This window comes from Streptomyces sp. NPDC046335, assembly GCF_055587985.1.
On the sequence record NZ_JBVJFF010000013.1, the window covers coordinates 264,216 to 285,688 of the forward strand.

Sequence of the window (21,473 nt, forward strand, 5' to 3'; positions counted from 1 at the left end):
ATCCGGCGGCTGCTGTGCTCAGGGGTTCGGGGCGTGGTTCAGGAGTCGTGATCTCGCCGCGTCGTGGCGGGCCCGCAGGCCTGCGTTCGGGGAGACCCGCAGCAGGGCGCCCAGGGCGCGTACGGCTCCGTCGTCATAGCCGCAGGCCTCCGCCTCACGGGCCGCCGCCTCCAGATGCCCGATGCCGCCGGCCTCGTCGGCCATCGCCACCATGGCCTCGCCGAGCGCGATGAGCAGCAGAATCCTGGTCGCGACCGGGGTGTCCTCCGGGGCGTCGAGGCCGAGCGCGGTGCGGGCCGTGTCGTGGGCGTCCTGCCACTGCCCCGCGTCGAGGTGGTGCCGGGCGAGATGGCTGAACGCCAGGCGCTCCGTGTTGCGGTCACCGGCTCCGCGCGCCAGCTCCGCCGCCTGCGCACAGCCCTCGGCGGCCTCATCGGGGCTGCCGAGCGCGGCCTGCGCGAGGGACAGGTTGATCAGCGCGGTCGCCTCGCCGCGGGGATCGCCGGCCCGCGCGGCGAGCGGAGGCGCGGCCTCCAGGTGGACCAGGGCCTCGCTGACGCGGCCCTCCTCGGTCAGCACCCACCCGAGCAGCGCCAGGACCCGCGCCTCGGCACGGGCATCGGAATCGGCCCGCGCCGCCGCGAGCGCCGTGGCGAGCAGCGGAGTCCAGCCGTCCCGCACCCGCCAGACGATCTGCGGCCACATCGCCAGGATGATCCGCCACGTCCTGCCGTGCAGCCCCGCGGCGTCCGCGGCGGCCGCCGCCGGCGTCAGGTCCTCGCGCTCGGCCGCGTACCAGTCCATGGCCTCCTCACGGCCGGCGAACTCCCGCACCCCCTTCGGCGCGCGGAAGTCCGCGGGCAGCGTGAAGCAGGACTCGGCACCGGGCTCGGCCGCCTCCGCCGCCGCCAGGCCGGTGACCACGGCGTGGTCGAGCACCCGCAGCAGGGCGTCGCTCTCCGCGTCCAGGCCGCGCGCGTACAGCCGTACGAGATCGTGGAGCGTCCAGCGGTCGGGCGCGGCCCGCACGACGAGATGCGCCGCGGTCAGCGTGTCGAGGGCGGCCTCGGCGGTGGCAGGGTCGGTGCCCGCCAGGGCCGCCGCGCTGTACCGGTCGACGTACCTGCCGGGGTGGCGGCCGAGGTGGGCGAACTGGTGCGCGGCGCCCGCGGGCAGCCGGCGCACGGTCAGCCGCAGCGCGGCGCGCACACCCGTGTCCTCCACGTCGAGCAGGCTCAACCGCCGTGACTCGTCGGCCAGTTCCTCGCCCATCGCGCTCAGCGACGACTCCGGCTGGTCCGCGAGCCGGGCGGCGGCCACCCGCAGGGCGAGCGGCAGCCCGCCGCACAGTTCGGCGAGGCGCCGCGCGGCCACCTCCTCGGCCAGCACCCGTTCCGTGCCGAGCACGGCGGCGAGGAGGGCGGCACTGTCCTCCGGTTCCAGCACGTCCACGGGTACGGGGCGGGCCGCGTCGGAGGCGATCAGGCCGCGCAGCCGGTAGCGGCTCGTGACGACGGTGACGCAGCGTGCGCCGCCCGGCAGCAGCTCCCGTACCTGCTCGGAGGCGCGCGCGTTGTCGAGCACGACCAGGAGCTGGCGCTCGGCGCACAGGGACCTGAAGAGCGCGGCCGCGGCGTTCGCCGACTCCGGTATCCGGCGCGGCGCCACTCCGAGGCCGAGCAGGAACTCGCGCAGCACCTCCAGGAGCGTCGGCTCCCCGGTGTCGCTGAAGCCGCGCAAGTCGGCGTAGAGCAGCCCGCCGGGGAACTGGTCGCGGTGGCGGTGCGCCCAGTGCGTCACGAGCGCTGTCTTGCCCACGCCCGCGGGCCCGGTGACCAGACAGACGGGCGCCTCACCGGCGGCGGCCCGGGACAGCGCGGTGAGCTCGGCGGCCCGTCCGTGGAAGCCGCGGGGCATGCGCGGCAGCAGGTCGATCGCGGCGGGGAGCGGGGGAGGGGGCTGCGTCGGGACGGTGACGGCTGTGGCCGCGGGCGCCGCGACCGCGAGGGTGTCCGGCCCCGTCACCTGCGCGGGGCCGCGCCACGCGGCACGGTCTGCGCCGTACTCCTCCTCGCTCTCGTCCGCACCGCGCAGAGCGAGCGCGTACGCGTCGGCCAGTTCCCTGCCGGGGTCGACCCCCAGCTCGTCGGCGAGCAGCCGCCGGGTGCGGTGGAACCAGTCGAGGGCCTCGGTGCGGCGGCCCGCGCGCTGCAACGCCCGCATCAGCGCGGCGGACAGCGATTCGCGCAAGGGATGGGCGCCGGCCTCGGCGCGCAGCACGGCGGCGGCCCTGGCGTGCTCGCCCATCCGCGACCAGGCACCGGCCAGCGACTCCACGGAGGCCAGGCGCAGCTCTTCGAGGGCCTGGGCCGCGGCCTGCAACGGCTGGCTGGGATAGGCACCGGTCAGCGCGGGTCCCTGCCACAGCGACAGGGCCTCCTGGTACATCGCCACGGCGTCGGCGGGCGCCCGCCGGCCGCGGGCCAGGGTCACCAGTTCCTCGAAGCGGTGGGCGTCGAGGAGGGACTCCGGCATCCGCAGGACGTACGCCGTGCCCTGGGTGACCAGTTCGACGCCGAACGTCTCGGCGTCGGCGGCGCCGAGCAGGACCCGCAGGCGCGACACGTGCCCCTGGATGACCCCGCGGGAGCGCAACGGCGGCTCGTGGTCCCACAGCGCCGCCGTCAACCGGTCGACGGGAACCGGGTGGTTGGGCCGCAGCAGCAGGGCGGCGAGCAGGCTCCGCCGCTTGGCGGGGCCCAGCGGCAGCACCCCGACCTCAGTGGCGACGGAAACCGCTCCGAGCAGCCGAAATTCCACCGGTGTAACTCCTCCTGCGGGTAAAAGATCCAGATTAGCCGAGCCGCACACCTGTCCCGCCGAGCCGCACACCTGTCCCGCCGGGGGCGAACGCTTCCCCGCAGGCCTCCACAGCCGCTCGCCACCGGCCGCGCCGGGTTCAGCGATGCGCCTCGGGGCACCCGTTCGTCGTGATCGCCAGATCACCGCCGGACCGATCCGAGCGCGGGACGGTGACATGCACGGGTGTCCTGGTTCCGTCAGGATTCTGAGGGGCGCCACCGCCCGTCCACGTCCCGGCCTGCGACGCTTCACCCAGGAGGACCACATGCTGGACAACACGCTTCCGCTGCTCGCGCGGGGCTACGCGTGGCTTCCCGATCTGAGCCGCCGCAAGGGTCCAGGCGCGGTCCGCACCCGGCTGATGGGAAAGCCCGCCATCGCGCTGCGCGGCCCGGCAGCCGTCGGGTTCTTCTACGACGAGGACCATGTGCGCCGCCGAACAGCCCTGCCCGAGCCCGTACTCGCCACGCTCTTCGGCAAGACCGCGGTGCACACCCTGGACGGGGCGGAGCACCGTAAACGCAAGGAACTGTTCATCAAGGTGCTCAAGGACACCTCCGGCGTCACCGCATTGGCGGAACGTGTCGCCGACGAGTGGGAGCGGTCCTGCAAGGAGTGGTCCGACCGGCCCCAGGTGACGCTCTTCGACGAGGTGAGTGTCCTGATCACGCGGGCCGTGTGCGCATGGGCGGGCGTCCCGCTCACCGGCGGACCCGAACCCGAGGCCGAACCCGAACCCGAACCCGAGGCCGAACCCGAGGCCGAACCCGACGCCGAGGCGCGGCGCACCGCGCAGGACCTGATCGCCATGGTCGACGGCTTCGCCACGGCGGGCCCGCGGCACTGGAAGGCCCGGCGCGCCCGGCAGCGTCAGGAGGAGCGTCTGGCCCGGCTGGTGGAGGACATCAGGTCGGCCGGCGCCAAGACGACCGGCGAGGGCGGCCCCGCGACCACCGCCGTGGAGGCCGTGGCCGTCCACCGGGACGCCGACGGCGAACTCCTCGAACCGCGCACGGCCGCCGTGGAGATCCTCAACATCATCCGTCCGACGGCCGCCGTGACCTGGTACACCGTGTTCGGCGCCCACGCCCTGCACCGCAACCCGTCGCTGCGGCAGCGCCTGGCCACGGGCGGCGAGGGCCATGCCCGGGCGTTCGCCCACGAGGTGCGGCGCTTCTACCCGTTCGCGCCGTTCGTCGCGGGCGTCGCCCCCGGCGACATCGAATGGCACGGCGAGCACATCTCCGAGGGCACCATGGTCCTCCTCGACCTGTACGGGCAGAACCACGACCCCGCCCTGTGGGAGTCCCCGTACACCTTCGACCCCGAGCGGTTCGTGGGCCGGGAGCCGGGGCGCGACGAACTCGTGCCGCAGGGCGGCGGCGAGGCATCGCAGGGGCACCGCTGCCCGGGCGAGGACGTCACGCTGGCGGTCCTGAGCACCCTGCTGCCGCGCCTGGCGCGGCTCGACTACCGCGTCCCGGACCAGGACCTGCGCATCCCCTTGAACCGGATGCCGACCAAGCCGCGCAGCGGTTTCGTCATCGCGGAAACCCACTGAGACGCACCATGGCGACGTACAAGAAAGGACCGTCTTCATGAGCCACAAGCAGAGCCACGAAAAGAAGAACGGCAACCACGCGGAAACGGCCGCCGAAGAGGTATTCGACGAAGTCGAGGCCGCCGAAACGCGCCTTCCCGGCGACCGGCGCGACAGCGATGAAAACGATGACAACGGTGAGGCGGGCGACACCCTGACGCCCAGCCCGAAGGCACAGGAAGCCATTCACCGGAACAAGGACCGCGACGCGAAGCAGTAAGCCGAAAGGCTGGAGCAGTAAGCCGAAAGGCTTCAGAGGAAAGGTGTGAAGTCATGGCGCGTGCGGCGCTCTTCGATGTCGACGGGACCCTCACCGACACCAACCATCTGCATGTGGTGGCCTGGTGGGAGGCGTTCCGCCAGGCGGGCCACACCGTGGCGATGCGGGACATCCACCACGCCATCGGCCTCGGCTCGGCCGACCTCGTCGCCCACTGCCTCGGCGAGGACCGCGACAGCGAAGGCGACGAGGAGATCAGCGCCGCGCACAGCGCCCTGTACGGCACGTACTTCGACCGCCTTTCGGCGCTGAACGGCGCGCGCGATCTGCTGTACGCCCTGCACGAGCGCGGCCGGCGCATCGTCCTCGCGACCTCGGCGGGCGGGTTCGAGCTGGACGCGCTGCGCCGGGCCATCGACGCCGACGACGTCATCGCGGGCGTGGCGAGCTCCGACGACGTGTCGTCGGGCAAGCCCGCCCCCGACCCCGTCCAGCACGCCCTGGACATCGCGGGATGCACCGCCGATGACGCCCTGTTCGTCGGCGACTCCGTGTGGGACATGCAGGCGGCCACCAAGGCGGGCGTACGCGCCGTCGCACTGCTCTCCGGCGGGATCCCGCGCGCCGACCTGGAGGCGGCCGGCGCCACCGAGGTGTACGCGGACCCCGCCGACATGCTGGACCACCTGGACAGTGAGGTCCTCGCGGGCGAGGAGTGACGCGGCAGCCGCGCGGAACGGTCGAGTGAGGGGCGAGGAGGCCGGTCGGCCGCACCCCAATGCGGCCGACCGGTGAGGAAGGCGTCCGAAGGCCGTTCCGACGCGATCGCACCCCGGGGCGCGTGTGCCCCGTACTCACCGGCCTATGCGCCGCGTCCCCCGAACGGGCGATGCGGCGAACGCCCGGCCGTCATCCGACGGAGCGTCAGCACGCGTACGGAGTCTTCGTGACGGCGGCTGTTTGCGCACAGATTCGAAGGGCAGGCGAATACCGTGCTTCGGACCGGAGGCGCGTTCGCGGGGAGCGGTGTGTTCAGCTCCTGGTGGATGTCCGCTGATGGGGCGTCCCGTTTCTCGCGGTCACTTGTTTGACGGCACCGTTGAGAGGCGTTTTCCCTCATGCTCACAGATCTCACCGAATATTCCGCACGCCGCCGTTCGGCGAATCGGCACTCCCACAGCGACGCTCCCGACACGGCGGTGGAATTCGCCCGCCTGGCCACCCTCGGGAGCGGCCCCGAACGCGAGGTGCTCTGCGCGGAAATCGTCGAGGCATGGCTGCCGATGGCACACCGGATCGCCAGGCGCTTCCGCAACAAGGGCGAGAGCCTGGAGGACCTCCAGCAGGTCGCCGCGATGGGCCTGGTGAAGGCCGTCAACCGGTATGAACCCGGCCGCGGCGCGTTCGAGAGCTATGCGGTCCCCACCATCACGGGCGAACTGCGCCGCCACTTCCGCGACCGCATGTGGGACGTGCGGGTCCCACGACGCGTACAGGAACTGCGGAACAAGGTCCGTGCCGCGCGCCGTGAACTCCTCGACCGGCCCGGCGGCAGCGGCCACGAGCCCACCATCGCCGAGCTGGCCGAGCGGACGGGACTGACCGAGGCCGAGGTCCGCGACGGCATGGAGGCCATGGAGGGCTACAGCGCCCTGTCGCTCGACGCCGAGGTCTCCTCCGCCGAGCCCGACGGGTTCAGCCTCGTCGACACGCTGGGCGCGACCGACCCCGCGTACGACCACGTCAACGACCGCGAGGCGGCCAAGGCGGGCCTGCGGCGGCTCCCCGAGCGCGAGCGGACCATCCTCTACCTGCGCTACTTCGAGGACATGACGCAGAGCCGGATCGCCGAGGAACTCGGCATCTCCCAGATGCACGTCTCGCGTCTGATCAGCCGGAGCTGCGCCCGCGTGCGCGCCGAGGCCGACCCCGGGCACGAGCACGGGCACGAGCACGCCAGGCGGCCGGCGGCGGCGTGACCTCAGCGGGCACCCACCCCGTGTGTCGTCACGGCGGCGCCGGGTACCTGCGCTTCCACACGCCCACACGCCCACACGCCCACACGCCCACACGCCAACACGTCACACAGCAGACGCACCGAAGGAGACAGACCCATGGTCGAGCGCAACCCCGCGGCCCCCGGCGAGGACGGTCCGCCCACCCCCAGGGACCTCCCGGACCAGCAGGCCACGGATGAGGAGGACCCCCTGGACATGGATGTGGCGGCCGCCGACGCGGGCAGCAAGGAGCGCTCCGGGGACGACGTCCCCCGGACGGACGAGGGCGGCACCGGCCGACGCGAAGCGCCCGAGTCCGACGGGACAGGGGTCGAGGAGGACCCCGAAGCGCAGGAGCCCACCGGCTGACGGCTCACCCCGGCGCCCGCTCGCCGTGCCGCGCGGCGCTCCGTCGGCGAGGCTGTAAGGACGCGAACGCCGCCGAAGTCACCGGCGGGCCGGAGGTGCCGATGGAGCCCGTGGAGGCGTTGGAACGGATCGCCTTTCTGCTGGAGCGCGGCCGCGCCCCGACCTACCGTGTACGGGCCTTCCGCACCGCGGCCGAGGTGATCGCGGGCCTGGCCGATGGTGAGGCCGCGCGGCGCGCCGCTGACGGCAGCCTGGAGAAGCTCAAGGGCGTCGGGCCCAAGACCGCCGGCGTGGTCCGCGAGGCACTCGCCGGCGGGGTGCCCGGCTACCTGGAGCGCCTCGAAGGCGAGGCGGGCGACCCGCTCGCGGAGGGCGGAAGCGAGCTGCGTGCGCTGCTGCGCGGCGACTGCCACCTGCACTCCGACTGGTCCGACGGCGGCAGCCCGATCGAGGAGATGGGCCTCGCGGCCCGCGCGATCGGCCATGAGTGGGCGGCGCTCACCGACCACTCGCCGCGCCTGACCATCGCCCGCGGCCTGTCTCCCGAGAGGCTGCGCGAGCAGTTGGACGTGGTGGCCGCGCTCAACGAGACCTGGGCGCCCTTCCGGCTCCTCACCGGCATCGAGTGCGACATCCTCGACGACGGCTCCCTGGACCAGGAACCCGAGCTGCTCGACCGCCTCGACGTGGTCGTCGTGTCGGTGCACTCCAAACTCCGCATGGACGCCGCCGCCATGACCCGCCGCATGGTCCGGGCCGTCGGCGACCCCCGCGCCGACGTGCTCGGGCACTGCACCGGACGGCTCGTCACCGGACGCGGCAGGCCGGAGTCGCAGTTCGACGCGGACGAGGTCTTCGCCGCCTGCGCCGGGGCCGGGACGGCGGTGGAGATCAACAGCAGGCCCGAGCGGCTCGACCCGCCGCGCAGACTGATCCAGCGTGCCGTGGAGGCGGGCACCCTGTTCTCGATCGACACCGACGCGCACGCCCCCGGCCAACTGGACTGGCAGATCATCGGGTGCGCGCGGGCCGAGGAGTGCGGTGTCCCTGCCGAGCGGGTGGTCACGACGTGGACGGCGGACGAGGTGGTGGCCTGGACCCGCGAAAGCCGGGCCAGAGCCACCACTTGAAGCCCCGCCTCACTTGAAGCCCCGCCCCGCTCGCAGCCCACCGCCTCCCGAACTACCCGGTCAGAGACCGGTCACGATCTTGTCCGGTGTGATCGGCAGCTCCCGCAGCCGCACCCCAGTGGCGTGGTGCACGGCGTTGCCGATCGCCGCGGCGGTGCCCACGATGCCGATCTCGCCGATGCCCTTGCTGCCCATGGGGTTGAGATGCGGGTCGTCCTCGTCGATCCAGTGCGCCTCGATCGCGGGCACGTCGGCGTTCACCGGTACGTGGTACGAGGCGAGGTCGCTCTCCGCGAAGTCACCGAAGGCCTTGTCCATGGTGCTGTGTTCGGTCAGGGCCATGCCCAGGCCCATGACCATTCCGCCGATGAACTGCGAACGCGCCGTGCGGGCGTTGAGGATGCGCCCCGCGGCGTAGACGCCGAGCAGCCTGCGCACGCGGACCTCGCCGGAGACGGAGTCGACGGCTACCTCGGCGAAGTGGGCGCCGAAGGCATGGCGCGCGTAGTCGCTCTCCGCGTAGTTGCCCTCCGTGTCGGCGGTGCCCGCCGTGTCGGCCGAGGCACCGACGCCCTCCGGCGGCAGTTGCTGCCCGTGCTGCCCGGCGAGGCGCCCGGCGAGCCGCGTACAGGCCTCGTGGACCGCCCAGCCCCAGGAGGACGTGCCGGAGGAGCCGCCCGCGAGCGGCGCCGACGGCAGGTCGCTGCTGCCGACCTCGGTGCGCACGCGGTCCACCGGCACGCCGAGCGCGTCGGCGGCGACCTGGACGAGCACGGTACGGGCGCCCGTGCCGATGTCGGTGGCGTTGATCCGGACCACGTAGCCGCCGTCCGGGTAGGCGTGCGCGCTCGCCTGGGAAGGGGAGACGAGCACCGGGTAGGTCGCGGCGGCGACTCCGGTGCCGATCAGGAGAGGGCCATCGGCGTGCGAGCGGGGCCGTGGGTCGCGCCCGGCCCAGTCGAAGCGGCGGGCGCCCTCGCGCAGGCACTCGGCGACGTGACGGCTGCTGAACGGCTTGCCGCTGTCCGGTTCCGTGTCGGTGTCGTTGCGCAGCCGCAGTTCGACGGGGTCGATGCCGAGCGCCACGGCGAGCTCGTCCATGGCGGACTCCAGGGCGTACATGCCAGGCGCCTCGCCGGGGGCCCGCATCCAGGAGGGGCTCGGCACGTCGAGCGGCAGCACCCGGTTGCTGGTGCGGGCGTGCGGCGAGGGATACATGACGCGCGACACGGCGGCGCCCGTCTCGACGAACTCCTTGATGCGCGAGGTGTGGGAGGTCACCTCGTGGATCACCGACGTCAGCGTGCCGTCCGCCGCCGCGCCCAGCCGCAGCCGCTGCACGGTCGGCGAGCGGTGACCCACCACGGTCGGCAGGTGGCGCCGGGGAAGGGCGAGTTTGACGGGCCGCCCGGTCTCGCGCGCCGCCATGGCGGCGAGCACGACGTGCGGGCGGGGCGTGCCCTTGGAGCCGAAGCCGCCGCCGACGTGCTCGGAGACGACCGTGACCTGCTCCTCGGGCAGCTTGAAGAGGCTCGCCAGGGTCTCGCGGACGGTGGTGGCGCCCTGGCTGGAGTCGTACACGGTCAGCCGCCCGTCCCGCCAGAGGGCGGTGGCCGCGTGCGGCTCCATGGGGTGGTTGTGCAGTGGCGCCATCTCGTACGTCACGTCGACCCGGGTGGGCGCGTCGGCGAAGGCCCCGTCGGGGTCCCCGCGCGTGTGCTCGTCCGGGTTGCCGTCGGGGTCCTCGGGCACGTAGGCCGCGGGACTGCCGGCGTTCAGGGTGACGTCGTGCGGCTCCTCGGAGTAGGCGACCGTCACGGCGGCTGCGCCTTCGCGGGCGGCCTCCAGCGTGTCGGCGACGACGAGGGCGACGTACCAGCCGCGGTGCGGGACCCGGGCGTCCTGGAGCACGGCGAGGGTCGCGTCGTCCGCCTCGGCAAGGCGCGGCGCGTTCAGATGCGTGAGGATGCCGACGACGCCGGGCACCGCGAGGGCCGCCGTGTCGTCGATGGAGGTGATCTCGCCGCGCGCGACCGTGGCGGGCACGGGCCAGGCGTAGGCGCAGCCCTCGGGCATGCGCTCGACGGCGTAAGCGGCGGCCCCGGTCACCTTGGCGGGGCCCTCCCTGCGCTCGGTGGGCGCCCCGAGAGCGCTGGTGGTGTCCGGCATGGGTTCTTCTCCCTCGGTGGCGGAGGTCAGGCGGCGGTGGACGCCGTGCTCAGGCGCCGCAGGACGTCGCAGGCGATGTTGCGGGCGAGGGGCACCTTGAACGCGTTGTCCGGCAGCGGTTCGGCGGCGGCGAGTTCGGCGTCGACCGCCTGCCGGAACGCCTCCTCGGTCACCGGGCCGCCCAGCAGGGCCCGCTCGGCGCGCAGCGCGCGCCAGGGGCGGTGGGCGAGACCGCCGAACGCGATCCGCACATCGCGTACGAGGGAGTCCTCGACGTCGAGCACCACGGCCACGGAGGCGAGCGCGAAGGCGTACGAGGCGCGGTCGCGTGCCTTGCGGTAGGCGGAGGGCAGGTTGGCCGTCGCGGCCGGGAGCCGGACTCCGGTGACGAGTTCGCCGGGCGCGATCTCGGTGTCCAGGTCCGGGCGGTCCCCGGGCAGCCGGTGGAACTCGGCGGCGGGAACGGTCCGCCGGCCGCGCGCCCCGTGCAGCTCCACCTGGGCGTCGAGCGCGGCGAGCGCCACCGCCATGTCGGAGGGGTGCGTGGCGATGCACTGCGGCGAGTGCCCGAGCACCGCGTGGTCGCGGTGGACGCCCTCGCGCGCACCGCAGCCGGTGCCGGGCTCCCGCTTGTTGCACGGTTTGCCGAGGTCCTGGAAGTAGGGACAGCGGGTGCGCTGGAGCAGGTTGCCGCCGGTCGTCGCCGCGTTGCGGAGCTGCCCCGACGCGCCCGAGAGCAGCGCCTGGGCGAGGACGGGGTAGCGGTCACGCACCAGCGGGTGGGCGGCGAGGTCGCTGTTGCGCACCGCCGCCCCGGCCCGCACGGAGCCGTCGGACAGCTCCTCGACCGCGTCCAGCGGCAGCCTGCTGACGTCGATCAGCGTCCGGGGCCGCTCCACGCCCGTCTTCATCAGGTCGACGAGGTTGGTGCCGCCGCCGAGGTAGCGGGAGCCGGGGCGGCCCGCGTGCGCCGCGGTCGCCTCGTCGACGCTGTGGGCGCGCACATACATGAAGGACTTCATCGCGTCACGTCCTCGACGGCCTCGACGATGTGCGGGTAGGCGCCGCAGCGGCAGATGTTCCCGCTGAGCCGCTCCCGGATCTCGTCCCTGGTCAGCTCCACGGGCGAGCCCCGGTCGGCGGCCGGTGCCGTCACATGGGAGGCGCGGCCCGCCCGCGCCTCCGCGATGGCGCCCACGGCGGAACAGATCTGCCCCGGGGTGCAGTAGCCGCACTGGAAGGCGTCGCGGTCGACGAAGGCCCGCTGCAAGGGGTGCAGGTCGTCACCCCCGGCGGGGGCGAGCCCCTCGACGGTGGTGATGTCGCACCCTTCGAGGGCGACCGCGAGCAGCAGACAGCTGTTGACGCGGCGCCCGTCCACGAGGACGGTGCAGGCGCCGCACTGGCCGTGGTCACAGCCCTTCTTGGCGCCGGTCAGGCCGAGCTGCTCGCGCAGGACGTCCAGCAGCGTCGAGCGGTGGTCGACGGTGGGGCGGCGGGCTTCGCCGTTCACCGTCAGGGGCACTTCCGAGTGGAACACATCGGCTCCCATGACACTTGGCTCCCTCGTCGGGCGTGGTCGGTGCGGTGACCGCGTATCCAGCCTGAGCCAGGACACACGTTCCGGCATGCCGGAAATGTGAGGATCCGCGATCGGGGGGCCCGGAAAACGGCAGGCGCCGTCACACCACGCCGTGGCAGGATCGCCCGCCGAAAGCCCCCCCGCGCAGACCGCCGCACCTGACAGGAGCGCCCCGTGACACCACCCCGCCTGACTCCGCTGCTCGAACAGTTCGCCTTCGCGTGTGAACGCCTCACGGGCCGCCTGGCGGGCCCCGTCATGGACAGCGGTGACGGTACGGAGACCAGGACCGGGCCCCTGACGGACGAGGAGTACCTCTGGGAGCCGGTGCCCGACTGCTGGTCGGTCCGGCGGCGCGCCGACGGGCCGGGGCCGCGCGCCACCTCCCTGGCCGGCGCCGGTGACTGGGGCCGCGACGCCGCCGCGTACCCGCATCCGTGGCCGCCGCCGTTCACGACCCTCGCCTGGCGGCTGAGCCACCTCAGCGAGCTGCTGTTCGTCGCCGCCGACCACACCATCGGCACCCGCACGCTCACCCGGGACGACTACGCCATCAGCGGGAACGCGGCGGAGGCAGTGGCCGCCTTCGGCGCCGCGGCGGCCGCCTGGCGGGCCGCCCTGGAGGACGCGGACGACGCCGCGCTCGACACCAAGGGCCACTGCACCTACCCGCACGGCAGCTACGAGGAGGAGCCGTTCATCGAGGTCGTGTGGTGGGTCAACCAGGAAGTCCTGCACCACGGGGCCGAGATCGCCCTGCTCCGTGACCTGTACCGCGCGCGCCGCGGCTGAGGTGGCGCCGCGCTCACTCCGCGAGGATCTCGTGGGCGAGCGCGACCAGATCCGGGATGGCGGGGTGCCCGGGCCCGTCCCGCCAGGCGATGACGAGAGGGACGGGCGGCGCGTCCGCGAGCGGGCGGTACACCAGCGAGGGATGGGCGTGGCTGCTCGGCGTCGCCGACGTCGAGACCCCCAGCGCGCGCCCCGCGGCGATCGCCATGATCCACTCGTCGGTGTTGGAGACGTCCACGGTCCTGCGGGGACGGGCGGAGGGCGGCCACAGGTCCGGTGTCGTGGTGCCCGAGACGCTGTTCAGCGCGATCGGATGGGCGGCGAGATCCGCGAGCGTGACGCGGGGCAGGGCCGCCAGCGGGCTGTCGGCGGGCATGACCGCCACGCGCTCCTCGTGCCGCAGCGGCTCCGTGCGGAGCCCCGCGGCGGTCACCGCGCCGCGCAGCAGGGCCGCGTCGACCTTGCCCTGGATCAGCCCCGCCGTGCGGTCGTCGAAGCGGAGCAGCTCCAGCGGCACGCCGGGCCTGGTCTCGTCCCAGCGGCGCAGCAGCGGAACGGTGTGGTCGCCGAGCGCCGCCCAGTTGTGCCCGAGACGCAGCGGCCAGCCGCTCAGGCCGCCGGGATCGAGGGCGGTCTCGACGGCGGCGATGGCGGCGGCGGCCTTGTCACGGAAGGTGCGGCCCGGCGCGGTGAGTTCGAGGTGGTGGGTGGAGCGGTCGACGAGCCGGGCGCCCAGGTGGTCCTCCAGTTGCCGCAAGGTCCGCGAGAGCGCGGGCTGGCTCAGCCGGAGCCGCGCGGCGGCACGGGTCACGTTGCCCTCGTCGGCGATGGCGAGGAACGCCCGCAGGTGCCGCAGCTCGATGGTCATGCTTCCAGAGCATAACCGCGGCTCATCGCGGCGGGCCGCGGGTCGGAGTAGGCCGGCCCGGGCGCGCGGGGAGATGGCCCGGGGCGCGCGGGCAGGCGGCCGGGGGCGCGCGGGCAGGTGGCCCGGGGCGCGCGGGCGGGTGGCCGACGGCTTGGCTATGGTGACCCGACCCCCGTCGACTGGAGTCGCCATGAGTACGCCGCCGCCCGCCGCCGCAGAGTACGTCGGCAAGGAGCAGACCGGAGCGGCAGGACTGGGCCCGATCAGCGTGACGTGGTCGCTCACCGGCCCCACGCGCGACCTCGACGCCAACGTCGTGCGTCTCGCGCCCGACGCGTACATCGCCGAGCACACCGAAACCGTCCTCGGCGTCCTCGTCACCGTCCTCGCCGGTTCGGGCGAGGTGCGTACGCCGGACGCGGCCTTCCGGCTCGAACCCGGCGTCCTCGCCTGGCTGCCCGCCGGCACGACCCGCTCCGTCCACGCGGGACCTGACGGGCTCACGTACACGACCGCCCATCGCCGCAGGCCGCCCATGAGCATCGGCTCCGCGCGCCCCTCCGACGCGGGTGAGGCCGCCTGCCTGCTCGACCGCGTCTGCCCCGAGTGCGGCCGCCTCGCCACCGAGCGCGACGCCCGCTTCTGCGCACGGTGCGGGACGTCGCTCGGCGAGCGCTGAAACTCCTGCGCAGGTACGGAATATCCGCGCGCCGCCGCCGGGTTGAGGACCAGGACAGGCCCCAGCTCGGCTCGCCGTATCTCCGGAGGAGAAGTCATGTCCCTCAGTGTCGAAGAGCGGGAACAGTTCCTTGCCGAACCCCACATCGGGGCGCTGGCCGTGGCGGCGGGTGACGGGCGGGCGCCGCTCACCCTGCCGATCTGGTACCAGTACGCGCCCGGCGGCGAGTTGTGGGTGATGACCGGACGCCACTCCAGGAAGGGGCGTCTGATCGAGGCGGCAGGCCGCTTCTCGCTGATGGTCGACCGGCTGGAGCCGACGATCCGGTACGTCTCCGTGGAGGGCCCCGTGGTGCGCACCGAGGAGGCGACCACCGAGCAGCTCCGGGAGATCTCGGCGCGCTACCTCCCGGCCGAGAACGTGGACGCGTACATGGAGTCGGCCGCCAAGGACCACGGCGAGCAGGCCGTCTACTACCTGCGCCCCGAGCGCTGGTACTCCTCGGACCTCGGCACCGTCTGACGGGCGCCGGCCACCGCGTTCCCACGTTCCGCGAACTGGATGGGTTCCGGGGGGTGTAGGCCCCGTCGCTCGGGGCAGTCGAGGAAGTACAGGGGTGACAACCTGTGAGGCACCGCTGTGAATGGTCAGTGGGCGGTGTCGGGTGTGTGAAATGGGCGGCCGCGTTCCTCGTGGGACAGAGACGCGGCCGCTCACGCATGTTCACACGCGCCTCAGCGACTCCTCCTGGGCGAGCGCCCACAGCGCCAGATACGCCCGCTGGATGAACGCGCCGGTCACGGCGGGGTGCGTGTTGGCCAGCGCGGCGAGGGCGATCCGGTGCCGGGGGTCGAAGCCCGCGAAGGCGGTGAAGCCGCGGGTGCCCCCGGAGTGGTGGTAGAGGTCGTGGCCGGGGCGCGGGCGGATGTTCCAGACCAGGGCGATGCGCCGGCCGGTGCGCGGCAGCGCGATGCGCGGCCTGACGACGTCGGCGAGCGCGGCCCGTAGCGGGCCGGGAGTGTCCGCGGGCGCCGACGCGGGGTCCATCAGACAGTCCAGGACCGTCAGCATGTCGCGCGCGCTCGACCGCGCGGCCCCGGCGCCGGGCAGGGCGGGAATCCGCCAGGCGGGGCGGGCCCGGCCGTGCCAGTAGCCGGTGGCCTGAGGCAGCCCGGTGTCGCAGCTCGTACGGGTCAGGCCCAGCGGCCGCAGGACGCGCTCGTCGAGCAGCGGGGCATAGGTGCCGCCGGGGCCGTGCGCCGCGCGGGCGAGCAGCTCACCGAGGAGCCCGACCCCGAGGTTGGAGTACCGCACGCGGGTGCCGGGGGCGGCGCGCGGCCGGGTGCGCGCGAGGGCTCGCCACAGGTCGGCGGGGGAGCAGTGGGCGTAGGGGTTGCTGAAATAGGCGGGCGCGCTGCCGCGCAGGAACCCCGGGGGCAGCCGGGGCAGCCCCGACGTGTGGGTGGCCAGGTGGCCGAGCGTGATGGGGGAGCCGCGCAGCCGCGGGGCGGCGCCGTGGGGCAGGAAATGGTCGATCGGATCGTCGTACGCGACCTCGCCGCGCGCGACCATCTCGGCGAGCAGCAGGGCGGTGAAGGTCTTGGTGAGCGAGCCGATCTCGAACCGGGTGTCGGGCCCGGCCGCGGCCCCGCCCCGCATCACCGTCCCGCCGGTGGCGAGCAGTGCCCGTTCCGGCCCACGCCGCACGGCGAGCGCCACCGCGCTGGCCCGGGGCGCGGCATCGCGGAGCCCGCCGAGGAGAGCGTCGGCCCACGCGGGCCCACCCGGCACGCCGCCCTGAAACCGGACGTACGGCGATGGGCCGTCGCGGTCGGCGTGCGGGGGTTCACGGTCACGGTCGGCGTGCGGTGACTGACCGTCGCGGTCGGCGTGCGGTGGCTCGCCGTCACCCTCGGCGTGTGGCGGTTCACGGTCGTGGTCGGCGTGCGGTGACTGGCCGTCGCGATCGGCGTGCGGGGGTTCACCGTGATGCTCGACGTACGGCGGCTCTCCGTCGCGGTCGGCGTGTGGTGGTCGGCCAGCGCCTCCGGTTCCGGTGTACGGCGGTCGTCCATCGCCCCCGGTGTACGGCGGGTCGTCGTGGGTCACGTCGTCGCCGCCGTTCCGCCGCCCAGCGTGCGGGAGACCGCGAGGGTGCCGGCGATGGCGGTGACCACGGTGGTGTGCTGTTGGTCGGTGAACCGCCGCGCGGGGTCTTCGGACACCGGGTCGCCGTCGCGCGGGACGAGGCCGTCCGCGTGCTGGACCCCGGCCAGCCGTTCCCAGTCGGCGGGCTCGCAGTAGGGCTCGTCGAGGCAGCACCCGACGAGCATCAGCTCGCCGACCAGGTCCCACTGCTCGATCTCCGCCCAGATGTCGATCCATACGGGCAGCCACGCGCCCACATACGCGGTGAGGTCGGCCGGCAGGCCCGCGGGGCGTGCGCCCCAGTCGGTGAGGTGGAAGACCGTGTGGGTGGCGCAGTAGCCGGACATCCAGTCCACGAGCCATGGCTCGGGCAGGCCGCCGAGCCAGGTGGCGCGGGCCAGCGCCGGCCAGTCGTACGCACGGCCCTGGTCGAGGCCGACGACGCGGGCGGCGTTGGCGACGGCGAGCCGCCGGTTGGGCATGATCTCCAGGGCCCGCACGGACCGCAGCGCGCTGGTGTGGCCGAGCAACCGCTCCAGGGGTTCATGGCGGAGGCCGCTGCGGGCGAAGGGCGCGTACGTTTCGAGGGGGTCGGTCATCATCGAGTACCGCAGCAGCCGCTCGTACAGCATGTCGCCCTCGCGGAGCTGCTGCCAGCAGAAGTCGAGGAGTTCGCGGGCCATGCGCAGCTGCGTGCTTCCGGCGGCCGCTTCGCGCAGCACGAGGGAGGCGGCGAGCGCGGTCTCGCCGAGCGGTTTGTAGACGCTGTCGGGGTCACCGAGGTCGGCGGTGGTGTCGGGGGGCAGCGCGCCGAGCCGGTGGTGGGTGTGGAGCCAGGCCATGGCCTGGGCGCTCACCTGGTGGGCTGTCTGCGTCGCGGTTGCCGTCATGGGGTCTCCCGTGAGGGGTCAGGCGTGCGGAGCGTCTCCGGTCGGGGGGGATCGGGCGGGCCTGGAGTCCGAGGGATCCAGGCGTGCCTGGAGTCCCGTGAGGGATCAGGCGCGGTCGCTGCGGGCCGGCGCGAGCAGCCGTCCGGCGATCGCCGCGTCGAGCGCGAGCCGTGGTCCGCCGCCGAGCAGGCGCAGGTGCTCGACGAGGGGAGCGGGGTCGAGCGGCAGACGCACGCCCTCCGCGGCGAGCAGGGCGAGCCACCGGGTGATCCGCATGGCGGTGGGGAAGTCCCGGCGCAGCACGGCACGGCTCGCGCCGCGCGCCAGGGCGAGCGGGGCGCGACGGGCGGCGGCGTGCACGGGCCCGTCGAGGCCGGGCAGGGCGAGCGGGGAGAGCTGGCCCATGCGGACGGACCAGCGCTGCCAGTCGGAGTCCTCCGGGGCGGGGGCCCCCGCGGGCCTGGGCGCCAGGACTTCGCCGCCGGTGAAGCGGGCCAGCAGGGCCGCGGTGGCCCAGTCCCGCCAGGCGGCGATCCAGGGCTCGGCGGCCGCCGCCGGGGGCGGGGCCGGGACGCTCACCGGGAGCGGGAAGACGGTGAAGGACTGGGTGACGGCCATGGCGTCCTCGGGGGAGAGTGCGGTGCCGGTGAGGAGCTGCGGGGCGAACAGGTCGGCGCCCACGACGCGGACCGCGGCCAGCGCCGCCTTGGGGTCCGCCGCGCCCTCGACGTGCCGGGCGACCACGGCCGCGCCCTCGATGCCACGCAGGACATCAAGGGCACGAACAGCCAGGTCAGCCGCCGAGGCCGCGTATGCGATCTGCGACTGATCGGAATTCACTTGTCCTTGGGCTCCTTGGGCTCCTTCGGCGACAGCAGCGCGAGGAGCAGGAGGATTCCCACCGCCTGCGGCGCGTACACCGGTGCGTCGCTCAGAGTGGCTTCCGGTTCCACCATGGCCGTGCCGAGGGTCGCCGCGTCGGTCGTGCTGACGAGAAGTGGTACTTCCTGAGTAAGCATCATTGCCTCCTCAATCAAAACGTCATCACCGGTCAAGTGACGCCCACCCTCGGACTAGTTTAGGGCAATTGGCCTATATTGTCTGTTCAGTTCATGCGGTCACCCGAACCCCGAGCAGGGTGGAAACGGGCGTGTACATAGGGTGGCCGCATGTCTGAGGGCTCACCCCTGATACGCAGTCGGCGCACCGCCGTGGAGGCCGCGCCCGACGACGTACCACTCGCCGCGCCGGGCCTGCCAGGATGCGGCCCCATGACTGATCACGACGACCTGGCCGCTCAGGCGCTACGCCTGGTCTCCGCCCGTTTCCCGCAGGCTCTCGGCGCCATACTGGGCGGCTCGGCCGCCCAGGGGCGCGCCACCCCGGCCAGCGACCTGGACGTGGCCGTGCTTCTGCCGGACTCCGACACCAGCCGCCGCGAAGTCCTGCGCCACGAGGGCCGCCTGACGGAACTGTTCCTCAACACCCTCGCGGACATACCCGAGTTCTTCGCCTGGGACAGCGCCCGCCGCCGCGGCACGGTCCTGTTCCTCTACGACCAGGGCGTCCCTCTGCTCGACCCCCACGGAGCGCTGTCCCGCACCCGCGACCACGCCCGAGCGACACTCGCCGCCGGCCCCCCACCACTCACCCCGACGGAGTGGACCCAGGGCCGCTACAGCCTGACCTGCTACCTGGACGACCTCCTGGACACCCCACGCTCCGCGCGCCACGAGCAACTGTCCCTGGCCGACTTCGCGTTGCGCGAAGCGAGCCACCTGCTCACCGCCCATCACCACGCTTGGACGGGCATCGGCAAGTGGCTCCCTCGCAGGCTGCTCGCCGCGGACGCGGTGCGGGGCGCGGCGCTGCTGGACGGTCACAAGGCCGTGGCCGAGACCGCCGACCCCGTGCCCCTGGCCGCGGCCGTCCAGCAGGTGCTCGACCTCGTGGGCGGGCCGCTGCGGGAGGGCTACGCGCTCGACTGGCGCGGCCGCTCCGACGGCTGGAGCGGACCGAAGGGGGCTGGAGCGAAGGGGGGCCGGACCGACCAGGGCGTCGGGTGTTCCGGCCCGGCCCTCACTCCTCCCGCAGGCTCAGCACGAGGTCACGTGGCAAGCCATGCGTGTCGTGCAGATAGTGCAGGTCCTCCTCGTCGAGCGGGCCCCGGAAGCGGGGGCGGGCCAGGACCTGCCTGCCGCGTTCCAGGAGGCTGCGGAAGCGGTGCTCCTCCTCGCGCAGCACACCCCGTACGCCGTCCACGTCCGTCTCCTGGCGGAAGTGGTCACCGGTGTGCCGGATCAACTCGTCCGGCAGCGAGGCGAGTTCGCGCGAGGGGTCGTCCCGCCACAGGACGGTGAGGACGCGCCGCACCAGGCGGCGCAGCACATAGCCGCGGCCGGTGTTGGCCGGGCGCACGCCGTCGCCGACGATCACCATGGCCGAGCGCAAGTGGTCGCAGACCAGCCGCAGCGAGGATTCCTCCAGGGGCCACAGTGACGGAACGAGGCGCCGCCAGGGGTCGAAGACGTCGCACTCGAACACCGACGTCCGCCCCTGGAGCAGCGAGGCGAGCCGCTCAAGCCCCAGGCCCGTGTCGATGTTGCGCTGGGGCAGCGGGACGAGTGAACCGTCGTCGAGCAGGCGGTGGCGCATCATCACGTGGTTCCACACCTCCACCCACCGGTCGTCCTGGGTGGGTGTCGAGCGCGGCGGGGTGTCACCGGTCCAGAGGAAGATCTCGGAGTCGGGGCCGCAGGGCCCGGTAGGACCGTTGTTCCACCAGTTGTCCTCGACGGTGAGCTCCACCGGGACACCGTGCTTCTGCCACACCTCCAGGGAGGGAGTGTCGGGACCCACCCGTTCGTCGCCGCCGAAGACCGTGGCGTGCAGCCGCTTCGGATCGATGCCGAAGCCCTCGGTGAGCAGCCCGTATCCCCAGTCGAGGCTCTGCGGCCCCTCGTAGTCGCCGAGCGACCAGGTGCCCAGCATCTCGAAGACCGTCAGGTGGGTGAGGTCGCCGACCTCCTCCAGGTCGGTGGTGCGCAGACAGCGCTGTACGTTGACCAGCCGCCTGCCGAGGGGATGCGGGCGCCCCTCCAGATACGGGGTGAGCGGATGCATGCCCGAGGTGGTGAACAGCACCGGGTCGCCGGGCGGAGGAAGCAGCGTCGAGCCCGTCGTACGGTGGTGTCCGCGCTCCTCGAAGTACTCGACGAACGTCCGGATGATCTGCTCGCTGCTCAAGCCCCGCGGACCCGGACCCGAGCCCGGACCCGAGCCCGGATTCGGGCTCGGATTCGGGCTCGGGTCCGGGCTCGGGTGGGGATTCGGGTTCGGGTTCGGGTTCATGGGTGGCTCCTTCGCGTACGGGCGCGGAGGCGGCCGGAGAACGGAACCGCACGATCACCGGAGTCGGGGCGGGAGAGCCGGAACCGGGGGAATCATCGGCGGGCCGTTTCCGGTCGCCGATGAAAGAAGGACGTCAGGCGGCGGCAACCGGCGAGCTGGTCGCTCGCGCGGTCGCGAAGGTGTCTCGTCCGATGACATTCATGCCGTCGACGATAACGCGCCCTGCCCCCTCGGTCACCCGATTAACCGCCGAGCACCGACGCCACAAGCCGTCGCGCGTACGGCGCGCCCAGGTCCGTCGGGCGGAACAGGATCCGGTACATGATCGGCGCGACGACGCCGTCGATGACGGTCTCCACGTCGGGCACCGCCTCCCCGCGCTCGGCGGCCCGCACCAGGATGACCTCGACCTGCTCGGCGGCGTAGGTGGAGCACTGGCCGGCGTTGCTGCCGTCCGGATCGCCGAGCAGGGCGTCACGGATGTACGCGCGCCCCGCGGGCGAGGACATCTCGTCGACGAACTGTTCCGCCCACGCGGCCATGTCCGCGGCCAGCGCACCGTGGTCGTCGGGCGGGGTCTCGGGACGCAGGCGCTCCACCGCCACGTCCGAGAGGAGTTCCTGGAGGTCGCCCCACCGGCGGTACACCGTCGACGGCGTGACACCGGCCCGCGAGGCGACCATGGGAACGGTCAGACTCTCGCGGCTCACCTCCGCCAGCAGGTCACGCACGGCCGCGTGCACCGCCTCCTGGACCCGGGCACTGCGCCCGCCCGGGCGCACCATCGATCTGCGACTCATGGCACCACCTTAAAGC

Annotated in this window: 20 protein-coding genes and 1 pseudogene; 10 read left to right on the forward strand and 11 right to left on the reverse strand. The window is 73.5% G+C overall.

Going from position 1 to position 21,473, the window contains the following annotated elements:
* Positions 1-18 precede the first annotated feature (18 nt).
* Positions 19-2,820: an AfsR/SARP family transcriptional regulator gene (locus ACZ6JY_RS30865; protein WP_469201078.1), complete on the reverse strand. Its 2,802-nt coding sequence runs from the start codon at positions 2,818-2,820 to the stop codon at positions 19-21.
* Positions 2,821-3,127: 307 nt separating this feature from the next.
* Here ACZ6JY_RS30865 and ACZ6JY_RS30870 point away from each other — a divergent pair, with 307 nt between their 5' ends.
* From ACZ6JY_RS30870 to ACZ6JY_RS30895, 6 genes are all read left to right on the forward strand, one after another.
* Positions 3,128-4,423 (forward strand): cytochrome P450, encoded by a 1,296-nt coding sequence (locus tag ACZ6JY_RS30870; protein ID WP_469201080.1) that lies wholly within the window; start codon positions 3,128-3,130, stop codon positions 4,421-4,423.
* Positions 4,424-4,460: 37 nt separating this feature from the next.
* Entirely contained in the window at positions 4,461-4,682 is a 222-nt protein-coding gene (locus tag ACZ6JY_RS30875) for a hypothetical protein (protein ID WP_469201081.1), read from the forward strand.
* A 53-nt stretch (positions 4,683-4,735) separates the two neighbouring features.
* On the forward strand, positions 4,736-5,401 hold the full coding sequence (locus ACZ6JY_RS30880) for an HAD family hydrolase (RefSeq protein WP_469201082.1): 666 nt from the start codon (positions 4,736-4,738) through the stop codon (positions 5,399-5,401).
* 399 nt (positions 5,402-5,800) lie between these two features.
* On the forward strand, positions 5,801-6,661 hold the full coding sequence (locus ACZ6JY_RS30885; RefSeq protein ID WP_469201084.1) for a SigB/SigF/SigG family RNA polymerase sigma factor: 861 nt from the start codon (positions 5,801-5,803) through the stop codon (positions 6,659-6,661).
* 135 nt (positions 6,662-6,796) lie between these two features.
* On the forward strand, positions 6,797-7,048 hold the full coding sequence (locus ACZ6JY_RS30890) for a hypothetical protein (protein ID WP_469201085.1): 252 nt from the start codon (positions 6,797-6,799) through the stop codon (positions 7,046-7,048).
* Between the two features lie 101 nt (positions 7,049-7,149).
* Positions 7,150-8,178 (forward strand): PHP domain-containing protein, encoded by a 1,029-nt coding sequence (locus ACZ6JY_RS30895; protein ID WP_469201087.1) that lies wholly within the window; start codon positions 7,150-7,152, stop codon positions 8,176-8,178.
* A gap of 60 nt (positions 8,179-8,238) precedes the next feature.
* Here the strand turns inward: ACZ6JY_RS30895 and ACZ6JY_RS30900 are convergent, their stop codons facing one another.
* The 3 genes from ACZ6JY_RS30900 to ACZ6JY_RS30910 are packed head-to-tail and all read right to left on the reverse strand — an operon-like array spanning position 8,239 to position 11,899.
* On the reverse strand, positions 8,239-10,347 hold the full coding sequence (locus ACZ6JY_RS30900) for a xanthine dehydrogenase family protein molybdopterin-binding subunit (protein ID WP_469201089.1): 2,109 nt from the start codon (positions 10,345-10,347) through the stop codon (positions 8,239-8,241).
* Between the two features lie 26 nt (positions 10,348-10,373).
* The gene (locus ACZ6JY_RS30905) at positions 10,374-11,369 is read right to left on the reverse strand and encodes an FAD binding domain-containing protein (protein WP_469201090.1); all 996 of its coding nucleotides are present in this window, start codon (positions 11,367-11,369) and stop codon (positions 10,374-10,376) included.
* Positions 11,366-11,899 (reverse strand): 2Fe-2S iron-sulfur cluster-binding protein, encoded by a 534-nt coding sequence (locus tag ACZ6JY_RS30910; protein WP_469201092.1) that lies wholly within the window; start codon positions 11,897-11,899, stop codon positions 11,366-11,368. The genes ACZ6JY_RS30905 and ACZ6JY_RS30910 overlap by 4 nt, the downstream gene beginning before the upstream one ends.
* Positions 11,900-12,103: 204 nt before the next feature.
* On the opposite strand from ACZ6JY_RS30910, the gene ACZ6JY_RS30915 reads away from it, so the two are divergent.
* Positions 12,104-12,721: a DinB family protein gene (locus ACZ6JY_RS30915; protein ID WP_469201094.1), complete on the forward strand. Its 618-nt coding sequence runs from the start codon at positions 12,104-12,106 to the stop codon at positions 12,719-12,721.
* A 13-nt stretch (positions 12,722-12,734) separates the two neighbouring features.
* Here the strand turns inward: ACZ6JY_RS30915 and ACZ6JY_RS30920 are convergent, their stop codons facing one another.
* Entirely contained in the window at positions 12,735-13,589 is an 855-nt protein-coding gene (locus tag ACZ6JY_RS30920; protein ID WP_469201096.1) for a LysR family transcriptional regulator, read from the reverse strand.
* 190 nt (positions 13,590-13,779) lie between these two features.
* On the opposite strand from ACZ6JY_RS30920, the gene ACZ6JY_RS30925 reads away from it, so the two are divergent.
* Together ACZ6JY_RS30925 and ACZ6JY_RS30930 are read left to right on the forward strand one after the other, a co-directional pair.
* Positions 13,780-14,268 carry a hypothetical protein gene (locus tag ACZ6JY_RS30925; protein ID WP_469201098.1) on the forward strand — a complete coding sequence of 163 codons (489 nt, stop codon included), beginning with the start codon at positions 13,780-13,782 and terminating at the stop codon, positions 14,266-14,268.
* Positions 14,269-14,364: 96 nt separating this feature from the next.
* Positions 14,365-14,790, forward strand: a complete 426-nt coding sequence (locus ACZ6JY_RS30930; protein ID WP_469201100.1) for a pyridoxamine 5'-phosphate oxidase family protein — start codon at positions 14,365-14,367, stop codon at positions 14,788-14,790.
* Between the two features lie 201 nt (positions 14,791-14,991).
* Here ACZ6JY_RS30930 and ACZ6JY_RS30935 read toward each other — a convergent pair whose 3' ends face one another.
* The 4 genes from ACZ6JY_RS30935 to ACZ6JY_RS30950 all read right to left on the reverse strand — a co-directional run bounded on the left by ACZ6JY_RS30935 (position 14,992) and on the right by ACZ6JY_RS30950 (position 18,325).
* Complete coding sequence (locus ACZ6JY_RS30935; protein WP_469201102.1) at positions 14,992-16,377, reverse strand: serine hydrolase domain-containing protein; 1,386 nt, start codon at positions 16,375-16,377, stop codon at positions 14,992-14,994.
* On the reverse strand, positions 16,374-17,306 hold the full coding sequence (locus ACZ6JY_RS30940; protein ID WP_469201104.1) for a DUF6895 family protein: 933 nt from the start codon (positions 17,304-17,306) through the stop codon (positions 16,374-16,376). Before ACZ6JY_RS30940 ends, ACZ6JY_RS30935 begins: the two co-directional genes overlap by 4 nt.
* Positions 17,307-17,411: 105 nt before the next feature.
* Complete coding sequence (locus tag ACZ6JY_RS30945) at positions 17,412-18,146, reverse strand: hypothetical protein (protein ID WP_469201106.1); 735 nt, start codon at positions 18,144-18,146, stop codon at positions 17,412-17,414.
* The gene (locus ACZ6JY_RS30950; RefSeq protein ID WP_469201108.1) at positions 18,143-18,325 is read right to left on the reverse strand and encodes a hypothetical protein; all 183 of its coding nucleotides are present in this window, start codon (positions 18,323-18,325) and stop codon (positions 18,143-18,145) included. Before ACZ6JY_RS30950 ends, ACZ6JY_RS30945 begins: the two co-directional genes overlap by 4 nt.
* Positions 18,326-18,577: 252 nt before the next feature.
* Here ACZ6JY_RS30950 and ACZ6JY_RS30955 point away from each other — a divergent pair.
* A pseudogene (locus ACZ6JY_RS30955) lies at positions 18,578-18,700 on the forward strand (nucleotidyltransferase domain-containing protein); the annotation flags it as partial.
* A 685-nt stretch (positions 18,701-19,385) separates the two neighbouring features.
* Here ACZ6JY_RS30955 and ACZ6JY_RS30960 read toward each other — a convergent pair.
* Positions 19,386-20,552: an alanine--tRNA ligase-related protein gene (locus ACZ6JY_RS30960; RefSeq protein WP_469201110.1), complete on the reverse strand. Its 1,167-nt coding sequence runs from the start codon at positions 20,550-20,552 to the stop codon at positions 19,386-19,388.
* A 347-nt stretch (positions 20,553-20,899) separates the two neighbouring features.
* Entirely contained in the window at positions 20,900-21,457 is a 558-nt protein-coding gene (locus ACZ6JY_RS30965) for a TetR/AcrR family transcriptional regulator (protein WP_469201112.1), read from the reverse strand.
* Between the last annotated feature and the right edge of the window lie 16 nt (positions 21,458-21,473).

Bases quoted from the DNA above. Each gene is read 5' to 3' on its own strand.
- ACZ6JY_RS30905 (WP_469201090.1), bottom strand. From the start codon at position 11,369: ATGAAGTCCTTCATGTATGTGCGCGCCCACAGCGTCGACGAGGCGACC.
- ACZ6JY_RS30920 (WP_469201096.1), bottom strand. From the start codon at position 13,589: ATGACCATCGAGCTGCGGCACCTGCGGGCGTTCCTCGCCATCGCCGAC.
- ACZ6JY_RS30870 (WP_469201080.1), top strand. From the start codon at position 3,128: ATGCTGGACAACACGCTTCCGCTGCTCGCGCGGGGCTACGCGTGGCTT.
- ACZ6JY_RS30880 (WP_469201082.1), top strand. From the start codon at position 4,736: ATGGCGCGTGCGGCGCTCTTCGATGTCGACGGGACCCTCACCGACACC.
- ACZ6JY_RS30930 (WP_469201100.1), top strand. From the start codon at position 14,365: ATGTCCCTCAGTGTCGAAGAGCGGGAACAGTTCCTTGCCGAACCCCAC.
- ACZ6JY_RS30940 (WP_469201104.1), bottom strand. From the start codon at position 17,306: ATGACGGCAACCGCGACGCAGACAGCCCACCAGGTGAGCGCCCAGGCC.
- ACZ6JY_RS30885 (WP_469201084.1), top strand. From the start codon at position 5,801: ATGCTCACAGATCTCACCGAATATTCCGCACGCCGCCGTTCGGCGAAT.
- ACZ6JY_RS30910 (WP_469201092.1), bottom strand. From the start codon at position 11,899: ATGGGAGCCGATGTGTTCCACTCGGAAGTGCCCCTGACGGTGAACGGC.
- ACZ6JY_RS30890 (WP_469201085.1), top strand. From the start codon at position 6,797: ATGGTCGAGCGCAACCCCGCGGCCCCCGGCGAGGACGGTCCGCCCACC.
- ACZ6JY_RS30950 (WP_469201108.1), bottom strand. From the start codon at position 18,325: ATGCTTACTCAGGAAGTACCACTTCTCGTCAGCACGACCGACGCGGCG.
- ACZ6JY_RS30965 (WP_469201112.1), bottom strand. From the start codon at position 21,457: ATGAGTCGCAGATCGATGGTGCGCCCGGGCGGGCGCAGTGCCCGGGTC.
- ACZ6JY_RS30895 (WP_469201087.1), top strand. From the start codon at position 7,150: ATGGAGCCCGTGGAGGCGTTGGAACGGATCGCCTTTCTGCTGGAGCGC.
- ACZ6JY_RS30925 (WP_469201098.1), top strand. From the start codon at position 13,780: ATGAGTACGCCGCCGCCCGCCGCCGCAGAGTACGTCGGCAAGGAGCAG.
- ACZ6JY_RS30875 (WP_469201081.1), top strand. From the start codon at position 4,461: ATGAGCCACAAGCAGAGCCACGAAAAGAAGAACGGCAACCACGCGGAA.
- ACZ6JY_RS30900 (WP_469201089.1), bottom strand. From the start codon at position 10,347: ATGCCGGACACCACCAGCGCTCTCGGGGCGCCCACCGAGCGCAGGGAG.